The 15,080-nt window shown below is 64.8% G+C and carries 15 protein-coding genes; 9 read left to right on the forward strand and 6 right to left on the reverse strand.

Annotated elements, in window-relative coordinates:
- The first annotated feature begins 48 nt into the window (after positions 1 to 48).
- Complete coding sequence (locus XH92_RS05285) at positions 49 to 1,350, forward strand: NADH:flavin oxidoreductase/NADH oxidase family protein (RefSeq protein WP_194458288.1); 1,302 nt, start codon at positions 49 to 51, stop codon at positions 1,348 to 1,350.
- Between the two features lie 163 nt (positions 1,351 to 1,513).
- Complete coding sequence (galU, locus tag XH92_RS05290; protein WP_194458289.1) at positions 1,514 to 2,389, forward strand: UTP--glucose-1-phosphate uridylyltransferase GalU; 876 nt, start codon at positions 1,514 to 1,516, stop codon at positions 2,387 to 2,389.
- A gap of 300 nt (positions 2,390 to 2,689) precedes the next feature.
- Here galU and XH92_RS05295 read toward each other — a convergent pair whose 3' ends face one another.
- On the reverse strand, positions 2,690 to 3,646 hold the full coding sequence (locus tag XH92_RS05295) for a hydrogen peroxide-inducible genes activator (protein ID WP_194458291.1): 957 nt from the start codon (positions 3,644 to 3,646) through the stop codon (positions 2,690 to 2,692).
- 118 nt (positions 3,647 to 3,764) lie between these two features.
- Here XH92_RS05295 and katG point away from each other — a divergent pair, with 118 nt between their 5' ends.
- On the forward strand, positions 3,765 to 5,930 hold the full coding sequence (katG, locus tag XH92_RS05300) for a catalase/peroxidase HPI (RefSeq protein ID WP_194458292.1): 2,166 nt from the start codon (positions 3,765 to 3,767) through the stop codon (positions 5,928 to 5,930).
- 100 nt (positions 5,931 to 6,030) lie between these two features.
- Here the strand turns inward: katG and XH92_RS05305 are convergent, their stop codons facing one another.
- From XH92_RS05305 to XH92_RS05315, 3 genes are all read right to left on the reverse strand, one after another.
- A complete protein-coding gene (locus tag XH92_RS05305) occupies positions 6,031 to 6,231 on the reverse strand; it encodes a hypothetical protein (RefSeq protein ID WP_194458293.1) in 201 nt (66 codons plus the stop codon).
- A 118-nt stretch (positions 6,232 to 6,349) separates the two neighbouring features.
- Positions 6,350 to 7,360: an aldo/keto reductase gene (locus XH92_RS05310; RefSeq protein WP_194458294.1), complete on the reverse strand. Its 1,011-nt coding sequence runs from the start codon at positions 7,358 to 7,360 to the stop codon at positions 6,350 to 6,352.
- 24 nt (positions 7,361 to 7,384) lie between these two features.
- On the reverse strand, positions 7,385 to 7,810 hold the full coding sequence (locus tag XH92_RS05315) for a PaaI family thioesterase (RefSeq protein ID WP_194458295.1): 426 nt from the start codon (positions 7,808 to 7,810) through the stop codon (positions 7,385 to 7,387).
- 92 nt (positions 7,811 to 7,902) lie between these two features.
- On the opposite strand from XH92_RS05315, the gene XH92_RS05320 reads away from it, so the two are divergent.
- Both XH92_RS05320 and XH92_RS05325 read left to right on the forward strand, forming a co-directional pair.
- Positions 7,903 to 8,532: a CoA pyrophosphatase gene (locus tag XH92_RS05320; protein WP_194458296.1), complete on the forward strand. Its 630-nt coding sequence runs from the start codon at positions 7,903 to 7,905 to the stop codon at positions 8,530 to 8,532.
- Positions 8,533 to 8,900: 368 nt separating this feature from the next.
- Positions 8,901 to 10,097, forward strand: a complete 1,197-nt coding sequence (locus XH92_RS05325) for a hypothetical protein (protein ID WP_194458297.1) — start codon at positions 8,901 to 8,903, stop codon at positions 10,095 to 10,097.
- Between the two features lie 94 nt (positions 10,098 to 10,191).
- Here the strand turns inward: XH92_RS05325 and XH92_RS05330 are convergent, their stop codons facing one another.
- Positions 10,192 to 10,491 (reverse strand): hypothetical protein, encoded by a 300-nt coding sequence (locus XH92_RS05330; protein WP_194458298.1) that lies wholly within the window; start codon positions 10,489 to 10,491, stop codon positions 10,192 to 10,194.
- A 205-nt stretch (positions 10,492 to 10,696) separates the two neighbouring features.
- On the opposite strand from XH92_RS05330, the gene XH92_RS05335 reads away from it, so the two are divergent.
- On the forward strand, positions 10,697 to 11,176 hold the full coding sequence (locus tag XH92_RS05335; protein WP_194458299.1) for a hypothetical protein: 480 nt from the start codon (positions 10,697 to 10,699) through the stop codon (positions 11,174 to 11,176).
- Positions 11,177 to 11,195: 19 nt separating this feature from the next.
- On the forward strand, positions 11,196 to 12,098 hold the full coding sequence (locus XH92_RS05340; RefSeq protein WP_246788263.1) for a CoA ester lyase: 903 nt from the start codon (positions 11,196 to 11,198) through the stop codon (positions 12,096 to 12,098).
- A gap of 14 nt (positions 12,099 to 12,112) precedes the next feature.
- Here the strand turns inward: XH92_RS05340 and XH92_RS05345 are convergent, their stop codons facing one another.
- Positions 12,113 to 13,327, reverse strand: coding sequence for an EAL domain-containing protein (locus XH92_RS05345; RefSeq protein ID WP_194458301.1), 1,215 nt, complete (start codon positions 13,325 to 13,327; stop codon positions 12,113 to 12,115).
- 198 nt (positions 13,328 to 13,525) lie between these two features.
- On the opposite strand from XH92_RS05345, the gene XH92_RS05350 reads away from it, so the two are divergent.
- Both XH92_RS05350 and XH92_RS05355 read left to right on the forward strand, forming a co-directional pair.
- Positions 13,526 to 13,759, forward strand: coding sequence for a hypothetical protein (locus XH92_RS05350; RefSeq protein ID WP_194458302.1), 234 nt, complete (start codon positions 13,526 to 13,528; stop codon positions 13,757 to 13,759).
- Between the two features lie 212 nt (positions 13,760 to 13,971).
- Positions 13,972 to 14,919 carry a TAXI family TRAP transporter solute-binding subunit gene (locus tag XH92_RS05355; protein WP_194458303.1) on the forward strand — a complete coding sequence of 316 codons (948 nt, stop codon included), beginning with the start codon at positions 13,972 to 13,974 and terminating at the stop codon, positions 14,917 to 14,919.
- Positions 14,920 to 15,080 lie beyond the last annotated feature (161 nt).

Here is a 15,080-nt window from a genome sequence, read left to right on the forward strand (position 1 = left end):
GTTAGGGTGCACCCAGATCAACAAGGAACTTGATAAGGAACCTGGCCGATGTCGCCGTTCGATTCCCTCACTTTACCCAACGGGACCACCGTTCCCAACCGCATCGCCAAGGCGGCGATGGAGGAGAACATGGCCGATGCCGCGCATTTCCCCTCGCCCGAGCTGCTGCGCCTCTATCAGGCCTGGGCCGACGGCGGCGCCGGCCTCATCATCACCGGCAACGTCATGATCGATCGCCGCGCCATGACCGGTCCGGGTGGCGTCGTGCTGGAGGACGGCACCGAGCTTGAAGCGTTTCGAAACTGGGCGCGGATCGGCCGGGCCAAGGGTGCGCAAATCTGGATGCAGCTCAATCATCCGGGCCGCCAGATGATGAAGAATCTCGGCCAGCAAACCCTGGCGCCATCGGCGGTGCCGCTCGATCTCGGCAAGCATTCGAACCTGTTTGCGATGCCTAGGGTGATGACGGAACAGGATATCAGCGAGGTGGTCGTGCGCTTCGCCAGCGCGGCGCGGCTCGCCGAACGGGCCGGCTTCTCCGGCGTCCAGATCCATGCGGCACACGGCTATCTGCTCAGCCAGTTCCTGTCGCCCCTGACCAACCGGCGCACCGACCGTTGGGGCGGCTCGCTGCAAAACCGCGCGCGTCTGTTGATCGAAACCGTCAAGGCGGTGCGCGCCGCGGCGTCGCCCGGCTTCTCGGTTGCGGTCAAACTGAATTCGGCGGATTTCCAGCGCGGCGGCTTCGATGCGGCCGATGCGAAGACGGTCGTCGAGATGCTGAACGACATGCTGGTCGATCTGGTCGAACTGTCGGGCGGCAGCTACGAGGCGCCGGCGATGCAAGGCGAGGCACGCGACGGCCGCACGCTGGCGCGCGAGGCCTATTTCCTCGACTTCGCGCGCGACATCGCCGCGGTCGCACGGATGCCGGTCATGGTCACCGGCGGCATTCGCCGCATCGGCGTTGTGCAACAGGTGCTCGACAGCGGCGTCGCCATCGCCGGCATCGCCACCGCGCTTGCGATCAGGCCGGATTTGCCGAACGCGTGGCGCCGGGCTGAGGATCTGCGGCCAGAAGTCGCGCCCATCAGCTGGAAGAGCAAGCCGATGGCCTCGCTTGCCGCGATGGCCGTCGTGAAATTCCAGCTCCGGCGGTTGAGCCGGGGCCGCTCGGCCAACCCGAACGTTTCGCCGCTGAAGGCGTTGGTTCTCGCCCAGCTGCGGACGGCGGTGCTGACCCGCAAGTATCGCCGCTGGATCGCGTCATCTGCTGCCGCGACCGCTGCATCCGGCGGCGCGCCGGCTCCGTCGCGCGCGAATTCGCGGGCGGTCGGGATGCCGCGGTAGTCCGAACGCTTGGGTCGACGACGGTTAGGTGGAAGATACTTGGGTGGAAGAGGGCGGATGGCTGCGCATCACACATCCGCCTTTGTTCTCGGCTGCAAAACGGTTACCAAGAAGAGATTAAATCTCGCACGTTCCCACCCGTTGCAAGGCTTCCGATAATCCCATGAAGATCCGCAAAGCCGTATTTCCCGTCGCCGGTCTCGGCACCCGCGTGCTGCCCGCCACCAAGGCAATGCCGAAGGAGATGCTGACGATCGTCGACAAGCCCCTGATCCAGTACGTGGTCGATGAAGCCCGCGAAGCCGGCATCGAGCACTTCGTGTTCGTCACCGGCCGCAACAAGGGTGTCATCGAGGATCACTTCGACCGCATGTTCGAGCTCGACACCACGCTCGCGCAGCGCGGCAAGAAGACCGAGCAGGAGATCCTCGCGCAGAACCAGCCGGAAGCCGGCGCGATGAGCTTCACCCGGCAGCAATCGCCGCTCGGTCTCGGCCACGCAGTGTGGTGCGCGCGCGACATCGTCGGCAACGAGCCGTTCGCGGTGGTGCTGCCCGACGAGCTGGTGCTGAACACGCCGGGCTGCCTGAAGCAGATGATCGACGCCGCCAACAAGCTCGGCGAGAAGTCGAACGTGATCGCGGTCGAGGCCGTGCCCGACGAGCTCACCCATCAATACGGCATCTGCAGCGTCGGCAAACGCACCGGCAACATCTTCGAGGTCGACCGCATGGTCGAGAAGCCGCCGCAGGGCACCGCGCCGTCCAACCTGTCGATCACCGGCCGCTACATCCTGCAGCCGGAGATCTTCGACATCCTGGCCACCCAGGAGCGCGGCGCCGGCGGCGAGATCCAGCTCACCGACGCCATGATCGGCCTTGCGAAAACGCAGAAGTTCTACGGCGTCGAGTTCGAGGGCGAGCGCCACGATTGCGGCTCCAAGCCCGGCTTCCTCCGCGCCAACATCGCCTTCGGCCTCAAGCGCCCCGAACTGCGCGACGGATTGATTGCCGAGATGAAGAAGTATCTGGGGCAGTAGGTCGCTGCCTCATCTTGTCATTCGCCGCGAGAATGCGGACGTGTGATTCACGGGTCCTGGCTTTCGCCAGGACGATAATTGGAAGATCGCGCGCTCAACTTTATCCCCCGTCATCCTGAGGAGGCCGCAACGCGGCCGTCTCGAAGGATCGACGGCCCGACTGTGGCCGTGCATCCTTCGAGGCTCGCTTCGCTCGCACCTCAGGATGACGGGTCAAGTAGCTTTCGCTAGGACGACGGTGAGTGTGGCGCGCTTGGTACACCAAACACGGACGACATCGTCTCCGCTCCACGGCCGCGATCACGCCACCTTCCGTCGCCCCGCGCGTTTCGCTGGCTCCTTGCCGCCATCCTGCTTCGGCGCGCGCAGTTCCCGGGCGGCGAGGCTCACCACTTCGGCGATCTGCTGGAGCTGCGAGGCGAGCGGAGAGGTCTTGCGCCAGACCATGCCGATGGTGCGCGAGGGCTGCGGGTGCTTGAAGCGCGAGACGGTGACCGGCGCCGAGCGCGTCTCCACCGTCACCGCCATCTCGGGGATCAGGGTGACGCCGATGCCGGCGCCGACCATCTGCACCAGCGTCGACAGCGAGCTCGCATCCAGCACCTCGCGCGGCGGCGAGGACTGCATGTTGCAGAACGACAGCGCCTGGTCGCGGAAGCAGTGGCCCTCCTCGAGCAGCAGCAGCCGCATCTCGCGCAGCATCTCGGCGCTCGGCACCGGCGTCTTGGCATCCTCGCCCGGCCGCACCAGCAGGAAGTTCTCCGAGAACAACGCGACCTCGGTCAGCGACGGTTCCGACACCGGCAGCGCCACGATCGCGGTGTCGAGCCGGCCTTCGGCGACTTCCTTGATCAGCTTCGGCGTCAGCGTCTCGCGGACATGGATGTCGAGCTCGGGATGCAGCCGCGCCAGCGTCTCGATCACCCTCGGCAGCAGATATGGCGCAATAGTCGGGATCATCCCGACGCGCAGACGGCCGGCGAGCTTGTCGCGCGAGGCGCGGGCGAAGTCGCCGAGCTCGTCGACCGAGCGCAGGATGTCGCGCACGCGGTGCAGCAGGTCCTCGCCGAACGCCGTCAGGGTAACCTGCCGGGCATTGCGTTCGATCAGCACGCCGCCGACGGCGCGTTCCAGCTCGCGGATCTGCATCGACAGCGCCGGCTGCGACACCGCGCAGGCATCCGCGGCACGCCCGAAATGCCCGTGCTGGGCCAGCGCATCGAAATACCTCAGTTGCCGGAGTGTGACATTTATCATCAGATTATCTTATCGACGCGATCACTAAAGTCAATTTCACCTGATGGATTGGGGCGCGTAGAATCGTTCTTGGAAGAGCTCCAGCACATTCCAGAATCCACCACCTCGGAGAAGAAACATGGACGCAAAAACCGACGAAGGCGCGGGCAAATGCCCATTCACGGGCGGACCTCGCGGGCACACGAATCGTGACTGGTGGCCGGAGACGCTCGACGTTCAGGTGCTGCATCACAACTCCAGCCTGTCCGATCCGATGGGCAAGGGCTTCGACTACGCCAAGGAATTCAAGTCGCTCGATCTCAATGCCGTGATCAAGGACCTCACGGCCCTGATGACGACATCGCAGGAATGGTGGCCGGCCGACTTCGGCCATTACGGCGGCCTGATGATCCGCATGGCCTGGCACTCGGCGGGTACCTACCGCATCACCGATGGCCGTGGCGGCGCCGGTGCCGGTCAGCAGCGTTTCGCTCCGCTCAACAGCTGGCCCGACAACGCCAACCTCGACAAGGCGCGCCGGCTGCTGTGGCCGATCAAGCAGAAATACGGCCGCAAGATCTCGTGGGCCGACCTGATGGTCCTCGCCGGCAACGTCGCGCTTGAATCGATGGGCTTCAAGACGTTCGGTTTTGCGGGTGGCCGTGCCGACGTGTGGGAGCCGGAAGAACTGTACTGGGGTCCGGAAGGCACCTGGCTCGGCGACGAGCGCTACAGCGGCGAGCGCCAGCTCTCCGAGCCGCTCGGCGCGGTGCAGATGGGCCTGATCTACGTCAACCCGGAAGGCCCGAACGGCAATCCGGACCCGGTCGCCGCCGCCAAGGACATCCGCGAGACGTTCTTCCGCATGGCGATGAACGACGAGGAGACGGTTGCGCTGATCGCCGGCGGCCACACCTTCGGCAAGACCCACGGTGCGGGCGATCCGTCGCTGATCGGTCCGGAGCCGGAAGGCGGTGCGATCGAGGAACAGGGCCTCGGCTGGAAGAGCAAGTTCGGCACCGGCGTCGGCGCTGACGCGATCACCGGCGGCCCAGAGGTCACCTGGACCCAGACCCCGACCAAGTGGAGCAACCACTTCTTCGAGAACCTGTTCAAGTACGAATGGGAGCTGACGAAGAGCCCGGCGGGTGCGAAGCAGTGGAAGGCAAAGGGCGCGGCGGCCGACATTCCGGACGCGTTCGATTCGTCGAAGAAGCATGTCCCGACGATGCTGACCACCGACCTCTCGCTGCGTTTCGACCCGGCCTATGAGAAGATCTCGCGCCGGTTCTATGAGCATCCGGATCAGTTCGCGGACGCCTTCGCCCGCGCTTGGTTCAAGCTCACGCACCGCGACATGGGTCCGATCCAGCGCTACCTTGGCCCGCTGGTGCCGAAGGAAACGCTGATCTGGCAGGACCCGGTGCCGGCGCTCGATCACGCCGTGATCGACGACAAGGACATCGAGGCGCTCAAGGCGAAGATCCTCGCCTCGGGTCTGTCGGTGTCCGAACTGGTGTCGACCGCCTGGGCCTCGGCCTCGACGTTCCGCGGCTCCGACAAGCGCGGCGGCGCCAACGGCGCGCGCATCCGTCTTGCTCCGCAGAAGGATTGGGAAGTCAACGAGCCGGCCCAGCTCAAGACTGTGCTGGCCAAGCTCGAGGCCATCCAGAAGGAGTTCGGCAAGAAGGTCTCGCTCGCCGACCTGATCGTGCTCGGCGGCGCGGCTGCGATCGAGAAGGCGGCGAAGGACGGCGGCACCAATGTGAAGGTCCCCTTCACGCCGGGCCGCACCGATGCGACGCAGGACCAGACCGACGTTGAATCGTTCGCTCCGCTCGAGCCGCGGGCTGACGGCTTCCGCAACTATGTCGGCGGCAAGCATCAGTTCCTGCAGCCCGAGGAGGCGCTGGTCGATCGTGCGCAGCTCCTCAAGCTGACCGGACCGGAATTGACGGTCCTCATCGGCGGCCTGCGCGTGCTCGGCGCCAATGCCAAGAAGTCGAAGCACGGCGTCTTCACCGGCAAGCCGGGGACGCTGACCAACGACTTCTTCCTCAACCTGCTCGACATGGGCACGGTGTGGAGCGATGCCGGTCAGGGCGTCTATGAAGGCCGCGACCGCAAGACCAAGGCGGTGAAGTGGACCGGTACCCGCGTCGACCTGATCTTCGGCTCGCACTCGCAGCTGCGCGCGTTCGCCGAAGTCTACGGCTCGTCCGATGCCAAGGAGCAGTTCGTGAACGACTTCGTCGCGGCCTGGGCCAAGGTGATGAACGCCGATCGCTTCGATCTCGTGAAGTAAGCGGCCGGCAACGGCAATCCGGGACAGGGCGGCGCTCCGGCGCCGCCCTGTTTCATTTCGGGCCCGCAATTGGAAGAGATAAGGCTTTCCGCAGCTTTGCTCAGTCGTGCAGCTTCATGTCCCGGATCATCTCCTCGAACTCCGCCTGCGTCGGAACAGCCGCTCGCGATTGCACCGCGCTGCTCGTCGCGATCGGAGCGTCGCACTGAGAGGCCCCGCGGGAAGGTTCGAAGATTGCGGTCAGGCTCGCCCAGCACACCAGAAGAGCCACGATCCAGTCCAGTACATTGGATGCCGTCATTGCAGCACCGGTATCAGCATTTCCATGCGCTGATGGTGCAGTCGGCGCGACGCGTGCGCAATTCGGAAGCTACGAAACGTGACTTCGGCAAACCGAGCGGAGTGCCGAAGCCTGGACGCTATCCGGTCCGCGCTCGGCGTCCTTCGATCGGATAGGCGGGATCGTTGAAGCCCGGGGTCGAGGGATGGCCGGTGACGACGAGGCGGTCGATCAGGGCTTCGTCCTCTGCGGTGAAGCGGTAGTCGAGCGCGCGGATGTAATCGTCCCATTGCGCTTCGGTGCGTGGCCCCGCGATGACCGCACTGACGAACGACGAGTTGAGCACCCAGGCGACCGCGAACTGCCCGGCGGTGATGCCGCGGCTCTCGGCGTGGCGCTTGATCTCCTGCGCGAGTTGCAGCGATTCCGGCCGCCACTCGGTCTGCATCATGCGCTTGTCGTTGCGGCCGGCGCGGGTATCCGCAGGCGGTGCGGTGTCGGGCGCGTATTTGCCGGTCAGCACGCCGCGCGCCAGCGGGCTATAGGGCACGATGCCGAGGCCGTAATAAGCGCAGGCCGGGAAATGCTCGACCTCGGGCATCCGGTTCATCGCGTTGTAATAGGGCTGGCTCGCGACCGGACGGTCGATGCCGAGCCGGTCGCAGATGTTGCAGATCTCGGCGACGCGCCAGGCACGGTAGTTGGAGACGCCGAAATAGCGCACCTTGCCGGCGCGGATCAGGTCGCCCATCGCGCGCACCGTCTCGTCGAGCGGCGTCGCGTGGTCTTCCTTGTGCAGGTAGTAGACGTCGATGTAGTCGGTGCCGAGCCGCTTCAGGCTCTCGTCGGCAGCCTGCAACACCCAGCGCCGCGACAGCCCGCCATGGTTCGGATCGTCGCCGATCGGATTGGCGAGCTTGGTCGCGAGCACCCAGTTCGACCGGCTGTTCGAGATCGCGCGTCCCACGACCTCCTCGGACTTGCCGCCATTATAGGCGTCGGCGCTGTCGATGAAGTTGATGCCGGCCTCGCGCGCCTTCGCCACGATCCGCGACGAGGTCGCCTCGTCGGTCGGTCCGCCGAACATCATGGTGCCGAGGCAGATCGGCGAGACCTTCAGGCCGCTGCGGCCGAGCTGGCGATATTGCATCGATCGTTCCTCCGGAATGACGCGTCAGCTGTCGTTCTTCAGAATCTTGAACACGCCGTTGGCCATCGCGATGCAGCGCTTGTCGACGGCTACCTCGGCCGTGATGAAGATCAGGCTGCGGGTCGAGCGCACCACGCGCGGCCGGGTCGTCAGGATCTCGCCGATCTTGCCGGCCTCGACGAAATGGGTATCGAGCTGCACCGTCGCAAGCGTCGGCTTGCCCGAGACGAAGCGCGCGGCCATGCCGCAGGCGCGGTCGGCGAAGGTCATGATGACGCCGCCCTGCACCAGGCCGCGGCGATTGTGGTGCTTGTCTTCGGTGATCAGCGCGAGCTCGAGCGCGCCGTCCTTCAACCGTTCCCACAGCGGGCCGATCAGCGTCAGGAAACCCGTGGTGTCGGCGATCTTCCAGCCGTCGGATTTGAGTTTGTCCGCGGCCTTGGCCGTCATGAGGAGGGATCCCTTGCTTGCAGATGATTGATCGCAGGAGGCATGTCGTTCCGCTCATTTCATCAAACGCTGATGTGTTGTAGTCAAGATCAATGGCCCGCACATTTGACGATGCCACCCGGCGGAATATCGCAGAGCTCTGCTCAGCGTTCGCGCGCCTGGCGCCGGCCGATGCGGCACCGACGCTGAAGCGCGCGGCGGTCGCGATCGCGCTGACCGAAGGTGATGACAACAATAGCACGGCATTCCTGCTGACCCGCCGCAGCGCGCAGCTGCGCTCCCACGCCGCGCAATGGGCGCTGCCGGGCGGCCGCTGCGATGCCGGCGAGACCCAGACTGAGGCCGCGCTGCGCGAGCTGCACGAGGAGCTTGGGCTGGCGCTGTCCGAGCGCGACGTGCTCGGCATGCTCGATGATTATCCTACGCGCTCCGGCTATCTCATCACGCCGGTCGTGGTCTGGGCTGGTGCACGTGCGGCGATCACGCCGAACCCGGACGAGGTCGCGTCCGTCCATCGCATCGGTCTCGATGCGGTCGAGCTCGAGGGCGCATTCAGCTTCGTCACGATCCCGGAGAGCGCGCGGCGCGTGATCCGCTTCCGGCTCGGCGGCCAGCAGATCCATGCGCCGACCGCCGCGCTGATCTATCAGTTCCGCGAGGTGCTCGCCGGCCGCAACACCCGCGTCGCCGATCTGGAGCAGCCGGTGTTCGCGTGGAAGTAGACTCTTGCGGCGGCTATTTGTGACGCCGCTTGCGGGCGTTCATCTTCATTGCCTCGCCTTGCGGATCAGGCGGATGCGTCGCGGCCTCGGGTTCCGGCGGCGCGCGCGACACATTCTCGTAACAAGAGAGCCGTGAACGCGTATCCGGAAACGACCCGCAATCCGGACGTTCGGCGCGCACAGGTGCGGCAAGCGTCAACGCGCCAGAGTGCCGTCCTCATCGCAATCTCCAAGGCATTCTTGGGAAACGCATTCTTCGGAGAACGCTGCATTGTGGCGAAAATTCTGGACCTGATCGCGGCATCCGGCCGCTTGCGATCCGGACATTTCCGGGCTGACTTCGCGGCCGTGCTTGCTACAACGAGGCCATGCGCCCGCAATTGATTCGCTTCGTTCCTGGATTTGTCGCGCTCGCGCTCGCCGCCAGCGCGCCGTCCGTATCGGCCGGCGAGGCCGATGTGTTGCCGCCGTCCGTTGCCAACGCAATGGCGCAGGCCTCGCCGCAGGCGATCATGGAGTATCGCCGCAAGCTGCAGGAATATGAAGAGGCGCGCGCCGCCTTCGAGCAGGACGCCAGCGCCTATTGGAGCGCGATCGCCGACAAGCGACGCGGCCGCAACGCCAAGCGCCGCGACCGCGTGCAGATCACGCTCGACGACTACGTGCTGCAGCAGCCGCCGGTCTATGAGGGCCCGAAGCGGCCGGTCAATCCGGCGCCGGAAGAGGAGGGCGGCAAGCCGCCGCGTCCGCCCAAGACCATTCCGGTGGCATCGGATCTGGTCCGGGCGGCGGCCGAACAATTCCAGTTCACGCCGCAGCGACCGACGAGCGAGGTCGAGTTCAAGCGCGCCTATGCCCGCTACGCGCGCGCCGCGGGGCTGACGCCGGAGCAGGCGGTGCGGGTCTATTCATTCGAGACCGGCGGCACCGGCAATTACGACGTGCAGGCCGGCATCGAGCATGGCGGCAAGCGCGCCATCTCCACCGCGATGGGCTACAACCAGCTGCTCACCACCAACACCGTCGAGCTCTTGGCCGAGCAGGGCCATGAATTCGTGCGGGATCTGACCGCGCGGGTTGCAGCGACGCAAGGACCGGCGCGCAAGGCCATGGAGCACAAGCTCGCGGTGCTGAAGAAGATGGTCGCGTTCACGCGCACCGTGCCCGACGACTGGTCGGCGCATCAGCGCCTCGCCGACACGCCGCAGGGCTGGGCCTGTCACGCCATGGTGCTCGACATCGATATCGGCCCGATGCTGCAGACCCACAAGCTGCTGACCTCGGTGATCTTCGCCCGCAACAAGGGCTACACAAGGCCGCTGACCGCGGCCGAGCTCGAGATGATGAACCTGACCGGCGACGGCACCGGGCTCGACATGGTGACCATGCCGCAGGCGATGCGCGAGCAGGTACCGACCACGAATTTCTTCCAGCGCTCGGGCTATGAGCGCAATCCGGTCGCGATCCGTCACAACACCGTGGCCAGGCTGCTCGCGGTCACCAATGAGCGGATGGATTCCAACAGCAACAAGCCCGGCGCGCGGGAATTGGCCGCGGCGTTCTGAGGTCTGCCGAAAAGCGCTAGAGCATGTTCGGTTCTGATTGAATCAGAACCGAAGCTCTTCACGCGAACCGGCGTCCACTTCGCTCGAACACGCTTTAGTTCGAGCCGAACATGAACTTGCCGTCGCCCTCGAGGTAGGGCCCGGAGCGCATGTAGAGCTGGCCGTTATGGCCGATGAAGAACAGCGTCCCCTTCGGCACCTTCTTGGCGCCCTTCAGCAGCGTGTTGGCATTGCTGGTCCCCATCTTGTAGGCCCAGGTCTTGCCCTCCTTGTCATAGGCGTAGCCCATGTCGGTCTTCAGCTCCCAGGGCGCAGCCTCTTGCGCGAATGCGCATGTCGTCAGTGCAGCAAGGGTCGCGGTCGCAATAAAGGTCTTGGTCAAAAAATGCGTCATGATCCACCTCCGGCCGAAAAACGGCGTCGTCCCCACTCTTCTTGAACAAATCACGAACGGCATTCGCGCGTCAATACGACAATCGGTGCGGCCGCCCACGCACGCCAGCGACTTTGTGATTTCCCGCATCAAGCTTGGCGACTATTTTCGCGTTACCGTTTACAAACGCTTCGATTGGCGGAAACACTACCTGGGGGTGATCGCGATGAACCACGTCATGAAGATCGGTATCGGTGTCGCTCTGTCGTTCATGGCGCTGGCGTCAGTCGCGCGGGCGGACGAGTTCAAGCTCTCCAACAACCAGCGGATCTCCTGCAGCCGCGGCCTGTCGGCCGGCAAGCTCAACACTTCGACCTGCAAGTCCTACGCTTACCTGTTCAACGCCAAGACCTCTGAATATTTCCGCTGCCAGGTCTCGCTGGCGCTGACGCGGGACAACAAGGAGGTCATCAACGTGCAGGCCGACGGCGGCTGCACCAAAAAGCCGCGCATCTTCGAGACCGACGGCAATTACACGTTCGACGCCACCGAGACCGAGCCGCCGAACACCAATTCGTTCTTCGGCCCGGGCGGCTATGCAATCTGGGCCAGCGATACCAACACCCAGAAGATCCGCGGCTGCATCACCATCTCGTCCGGCCTCGGCTCCGATATTTCGAAATGCCTCGACATGACGTTTCAGTGACGGCGGCGCGGGCGGCGTGATGCGCAAGCTGCGCCCGGCCCCGCTGTGCCGCTCCTGGCTGTTTCTCGAAGGCGCCAACGAGGCGGTCCTGCAAGGCGCGGCCGCCAGCGGCGCCGATGTGTTGATCCACGAGCTGGAGGACTTCACCCCGCCGACGCTACGGGCGACGGCGCGGGCGCTGGCGGCTGAGCTCTACGCGGCCTGGCGCGACCAGGGCGTGGTGGTCGCGGTCCGCGTCAATCCGCTGGATCAGGACGGCATGGACGATCTTGCCGCGGTGATGCGCGGCCGTCCGGATATCGTCGCGCTGCCGAAGGTCGCCGAGCCGCACCATGTCGTCAGGCTCGACGAGGCGGTGACGCGGTTCGAGCGCGACTACGGCATCGCTGAGGGATCGACGGCGCTGCTCCCGAACATCGAGTTCGCGCGCGGGCTGGTGCAAACCGGCGCGATCGCGGCGGCGAGCCGGCGCACCATCGGCTGCCTGATGGCCTCCGAAGACCTCGCCGCCGATCTTGGCGCCGAGCGCGGCAGCGATGGCCTGGAACTCGCTTACGCGCGGCAGCGTTTCATCGTCGAATGCCGCGCCGCCAGTGTCGTAGCGGTCGATTGTCCCTACACCTGGAGCGACGCTGCGGGCGTCGAACGCGACACGGTCTGGGCGCGACGGCTGGGTTACACCGCAAAGAGCCTGGTCGATCCCGCGCATGCCGCCATCGTCAACGACGTCCTCACGCCGAGCGAGGATGAGCTGCACCAGGCGCGCAGGATCGTCGCTGCCTTCGAAGCGGCACGGGCACAGGGTCTTGGGCGCGTCGAGCTCGACGGCTCGCTGCTCGAAGTTCCGACCTATTCCAACGCAAAGCGCCTGATCGCGCGCGGGGAAGCGCTGCGCGCGATCGATCGCGGCGTTCAGGCCTGAGCAGAGGCCGAGCCTCAGGACGCCGGCTCTTTCTCCGAGAAGTGCATGCGCGAGCGGGCGAACTTCTTGACGCCCATCGGCTTGCCGAACAGGTAGCCCTGGACCTGATCGAAATCCATCTCGTGCGCGGCGAGGAAATCCGCGCGCGTCTCCACCCCCTGCGCGACAACCTGCGCACCGGCGTCGTGTGCGAGCTCGACGATACGCCGGCACACCGTCTGCTTCAGACGCTGATCCGCGCAACCGGTGACGTATTGATGATCGACCTTCAGCTGGACGAATGGAAAGTTCGGCAATCCCAGCAAGGACGGCCAGTTGGCGCCGACATTGTCGATCGAGATACCGATATTGTGCAGCCGAACGCGCCGGGCGACCTCGATCGCGAGGTCGAGATTGTCGACCACCTCGGCGCTGTCGATCTCGATCAGCAGGCCGGCGAAGGCGGCGTGATCGGGGATCCGGTAGCAAAGCTCGCGCACTGCATGATCGTCGGCGAGGAAGGAGATCGGCAGGTTGATCGAAAGATTGACCGGCCCGATCTGCTCCAGGAGATAACGCCAGTCCTCGATCGCGCGCTCGATCACGAACTCGGACAGCGCATGAAAATGCGGATCGCTTTCGTCGGGGATGAAGTAGGCCGGCGGCACGACGCCCCATGCGGGATGGCGCATCCGGATCAGCGCCTCGGCGCCGCTCGGAACCAACGTCCGGAGATGAATTTTCTGCTGATACCACAGCTCGAGCCAGCCGGCCTTCAGCGCTTCGGGCACATCTACCGCCGGGCTCGGCGCGGGCTCGAGCGGCATCAATGACGCGAGACTGTCACGAAGGGTTCCGGCGCTGAACGGGGTGGAGAGAGCCGGCAGCATGGCGATGCCGTACTCATCGCCGATCTGCCGGACCGCCTTGACGATGATCGAGTCCGGCTGGCCGATGACGAGGACCTTTCCGCCGTAGTCCTTTCTCACCAAAGTCTCGAGAATTTTACTGACTTCGATGCCGTCCACGGATACGCCGAGCACCAGAAGATCGGGCCGTTCCGCGTCGAGCACGGTGTCGAGTTCCAAGGCCTGGCTGCATTCACTGGTGATGAAGCCGAGGTCTTCCAGCGCCTCCGCGAGAAAGGTCCGAAGGTGTTTTTTGCTGTCCGCAATGCATGCGCGTGGGGTCAGCTTGCGATGTCCGAACCAGCCGGCTCGTGGTTGTGTGATGTGGCTGATGTGATTCATGCCCCGCCTTGTCCGTAGTTACCCCGGCTTGACTCGTACATCCTAGAGCCGCGGCAATCATGGAAATTTCTGGTTCATACATTGATTGGCTCGCTAACCTTAAAGGATTCAATTCGACTCAAATGATGCTGGAATCGCCGCGTCTTGCCGCGGTTACGCGCGCAACAAATGCGTCATCTGGCGTTCATGAGAGCAATCGTGTCCGACTTTGCACCTTGCCGGAAACGTCGCGCGCGTGTGTCATCGCGAGACGACGTTAATGACTGTGTTGTCGCGTCGTTGCTGGCGCGTAATTGCGTCATTGTCGGACATCAGGTCGAGTTGCCGTCGAGCAATGACGGCGAATCAGATCATCGGTTCTGCGATGCCAATGCAGTCGTGCGTGACGTCATCGCTGCCGATCGCAACGTCTCCGGCATCAACGCGCAGTAGCCGATCAGCCCGGCACGAGCGACGGCTGCAAGGAACAGGAAGGCTGCCGGCGAAAATCGGCTTGCGGCCGCAGACGTGCAGGCACCGGCTTCCAGCGCAGGTAAAGTGGTGCTGCCATCAGGGATTTCGGCCCTGCATGCGTCATTTGGATGGGTTGACCCGGCGGGAGCGTGCGGCCAATTTCCGGCCCGGCTCAGGGGAGAATAATACTCATGAAATCAAGGTTGATGGCTGCCGCGATCGTGGCCGCCAGTGTTTTGTCCGCGCCTGTCGCGCAGGCCGAGCAGTTCATTAACGTGCTCACCGGCGGTACTTCGGGCGTCTACTATCCGCTCGGTGTCGCGATCGGAAAGATCTACGGCGACAAGATCGCCGGCGTGAAGACCCAGGTGCAGGCGACCAAGGCCTCGGTCGAGAACCTGGTGCTGCTGCAGCAGGGCCGCGGCGAGATCGCCTTCACGCTCGGCGATTCGCTGAAGGCGGCCTGGGAAGGCGACACGGAGGCCGGCTTCAAGAACAAGCTCGACAAGCTGCGCACCATCGGCGCGATCTATCCGAACTACATCCAGATCGTCGCCACCGCCGAAAGCGGCATCAAGACGCTGGCCGATCTGAAGGGCAAGAGCCTGTCGGTCGGCGCGCCGAAGTCCGGCACCGAGCTCAACTCGCGCGCGATCCTCGCGGCCGCCGGCATGAGCTACAAGGATCTCGGCAAGGTCGAGTATCTGCCGTTCGCCGAATCGGTCGACCTGATGAAGAACCGCCAGCTCAACGCCACGCTGCAGTCCGCCGGCCTCGGCGTCGCCTCGCTGAAGGATCTCTCGACCTCGAGCGAGATCACCGTGGTCGCCGTGCCGAAGGAGACCGTCGACAAGATCGGTCCGCCCTTCGTCTCCGTGATCATCCCGGCCAACACCTATACCGGCCAGGACAAGGACGTGCCGAGCGCCGCGGTCGTGAACTACCTCGTCACCGCGAGCGCGGTGTCGGACGATCTCGTCTATCAGATGACCAAGCTGGTCTACGAATCGCTGCCGGAACTCGCCAATGCCCACGCCGCGGGCAAGGAGATCAAGCTCGAGGCCGCCGCGACCGGCAGCCCGGTGCCGCTGCACCCCGGCGCGATCCGCTATTACAAGGAAAAGGGCCTGATCAAGTAGGGCTGGGGCGTCTGTTCCTTCGTCATTGCGAGGAGCCAACGGGTCGCGCGAATGCGCGCCCGATGACAGGCTCCGCGACGAAGCAATCCACTCCTCCGCTTGCGGCGTGATGGATTGCTTCGCGGAGCCTGTCATCCGGCGGCGCTACGCGCCGACCAGGT

It is taken from the genome of Bradyrhizobium sp. CCBAU 53421, from assembly GCF_015291625.1.
In the GTDB taxonomy this organism is placed as follows: Bacteria; Pseudomonadota; Alphaproteobacteria; order Rhizobiales; family Xanthobacteraceae; genus Bradyrhizobium.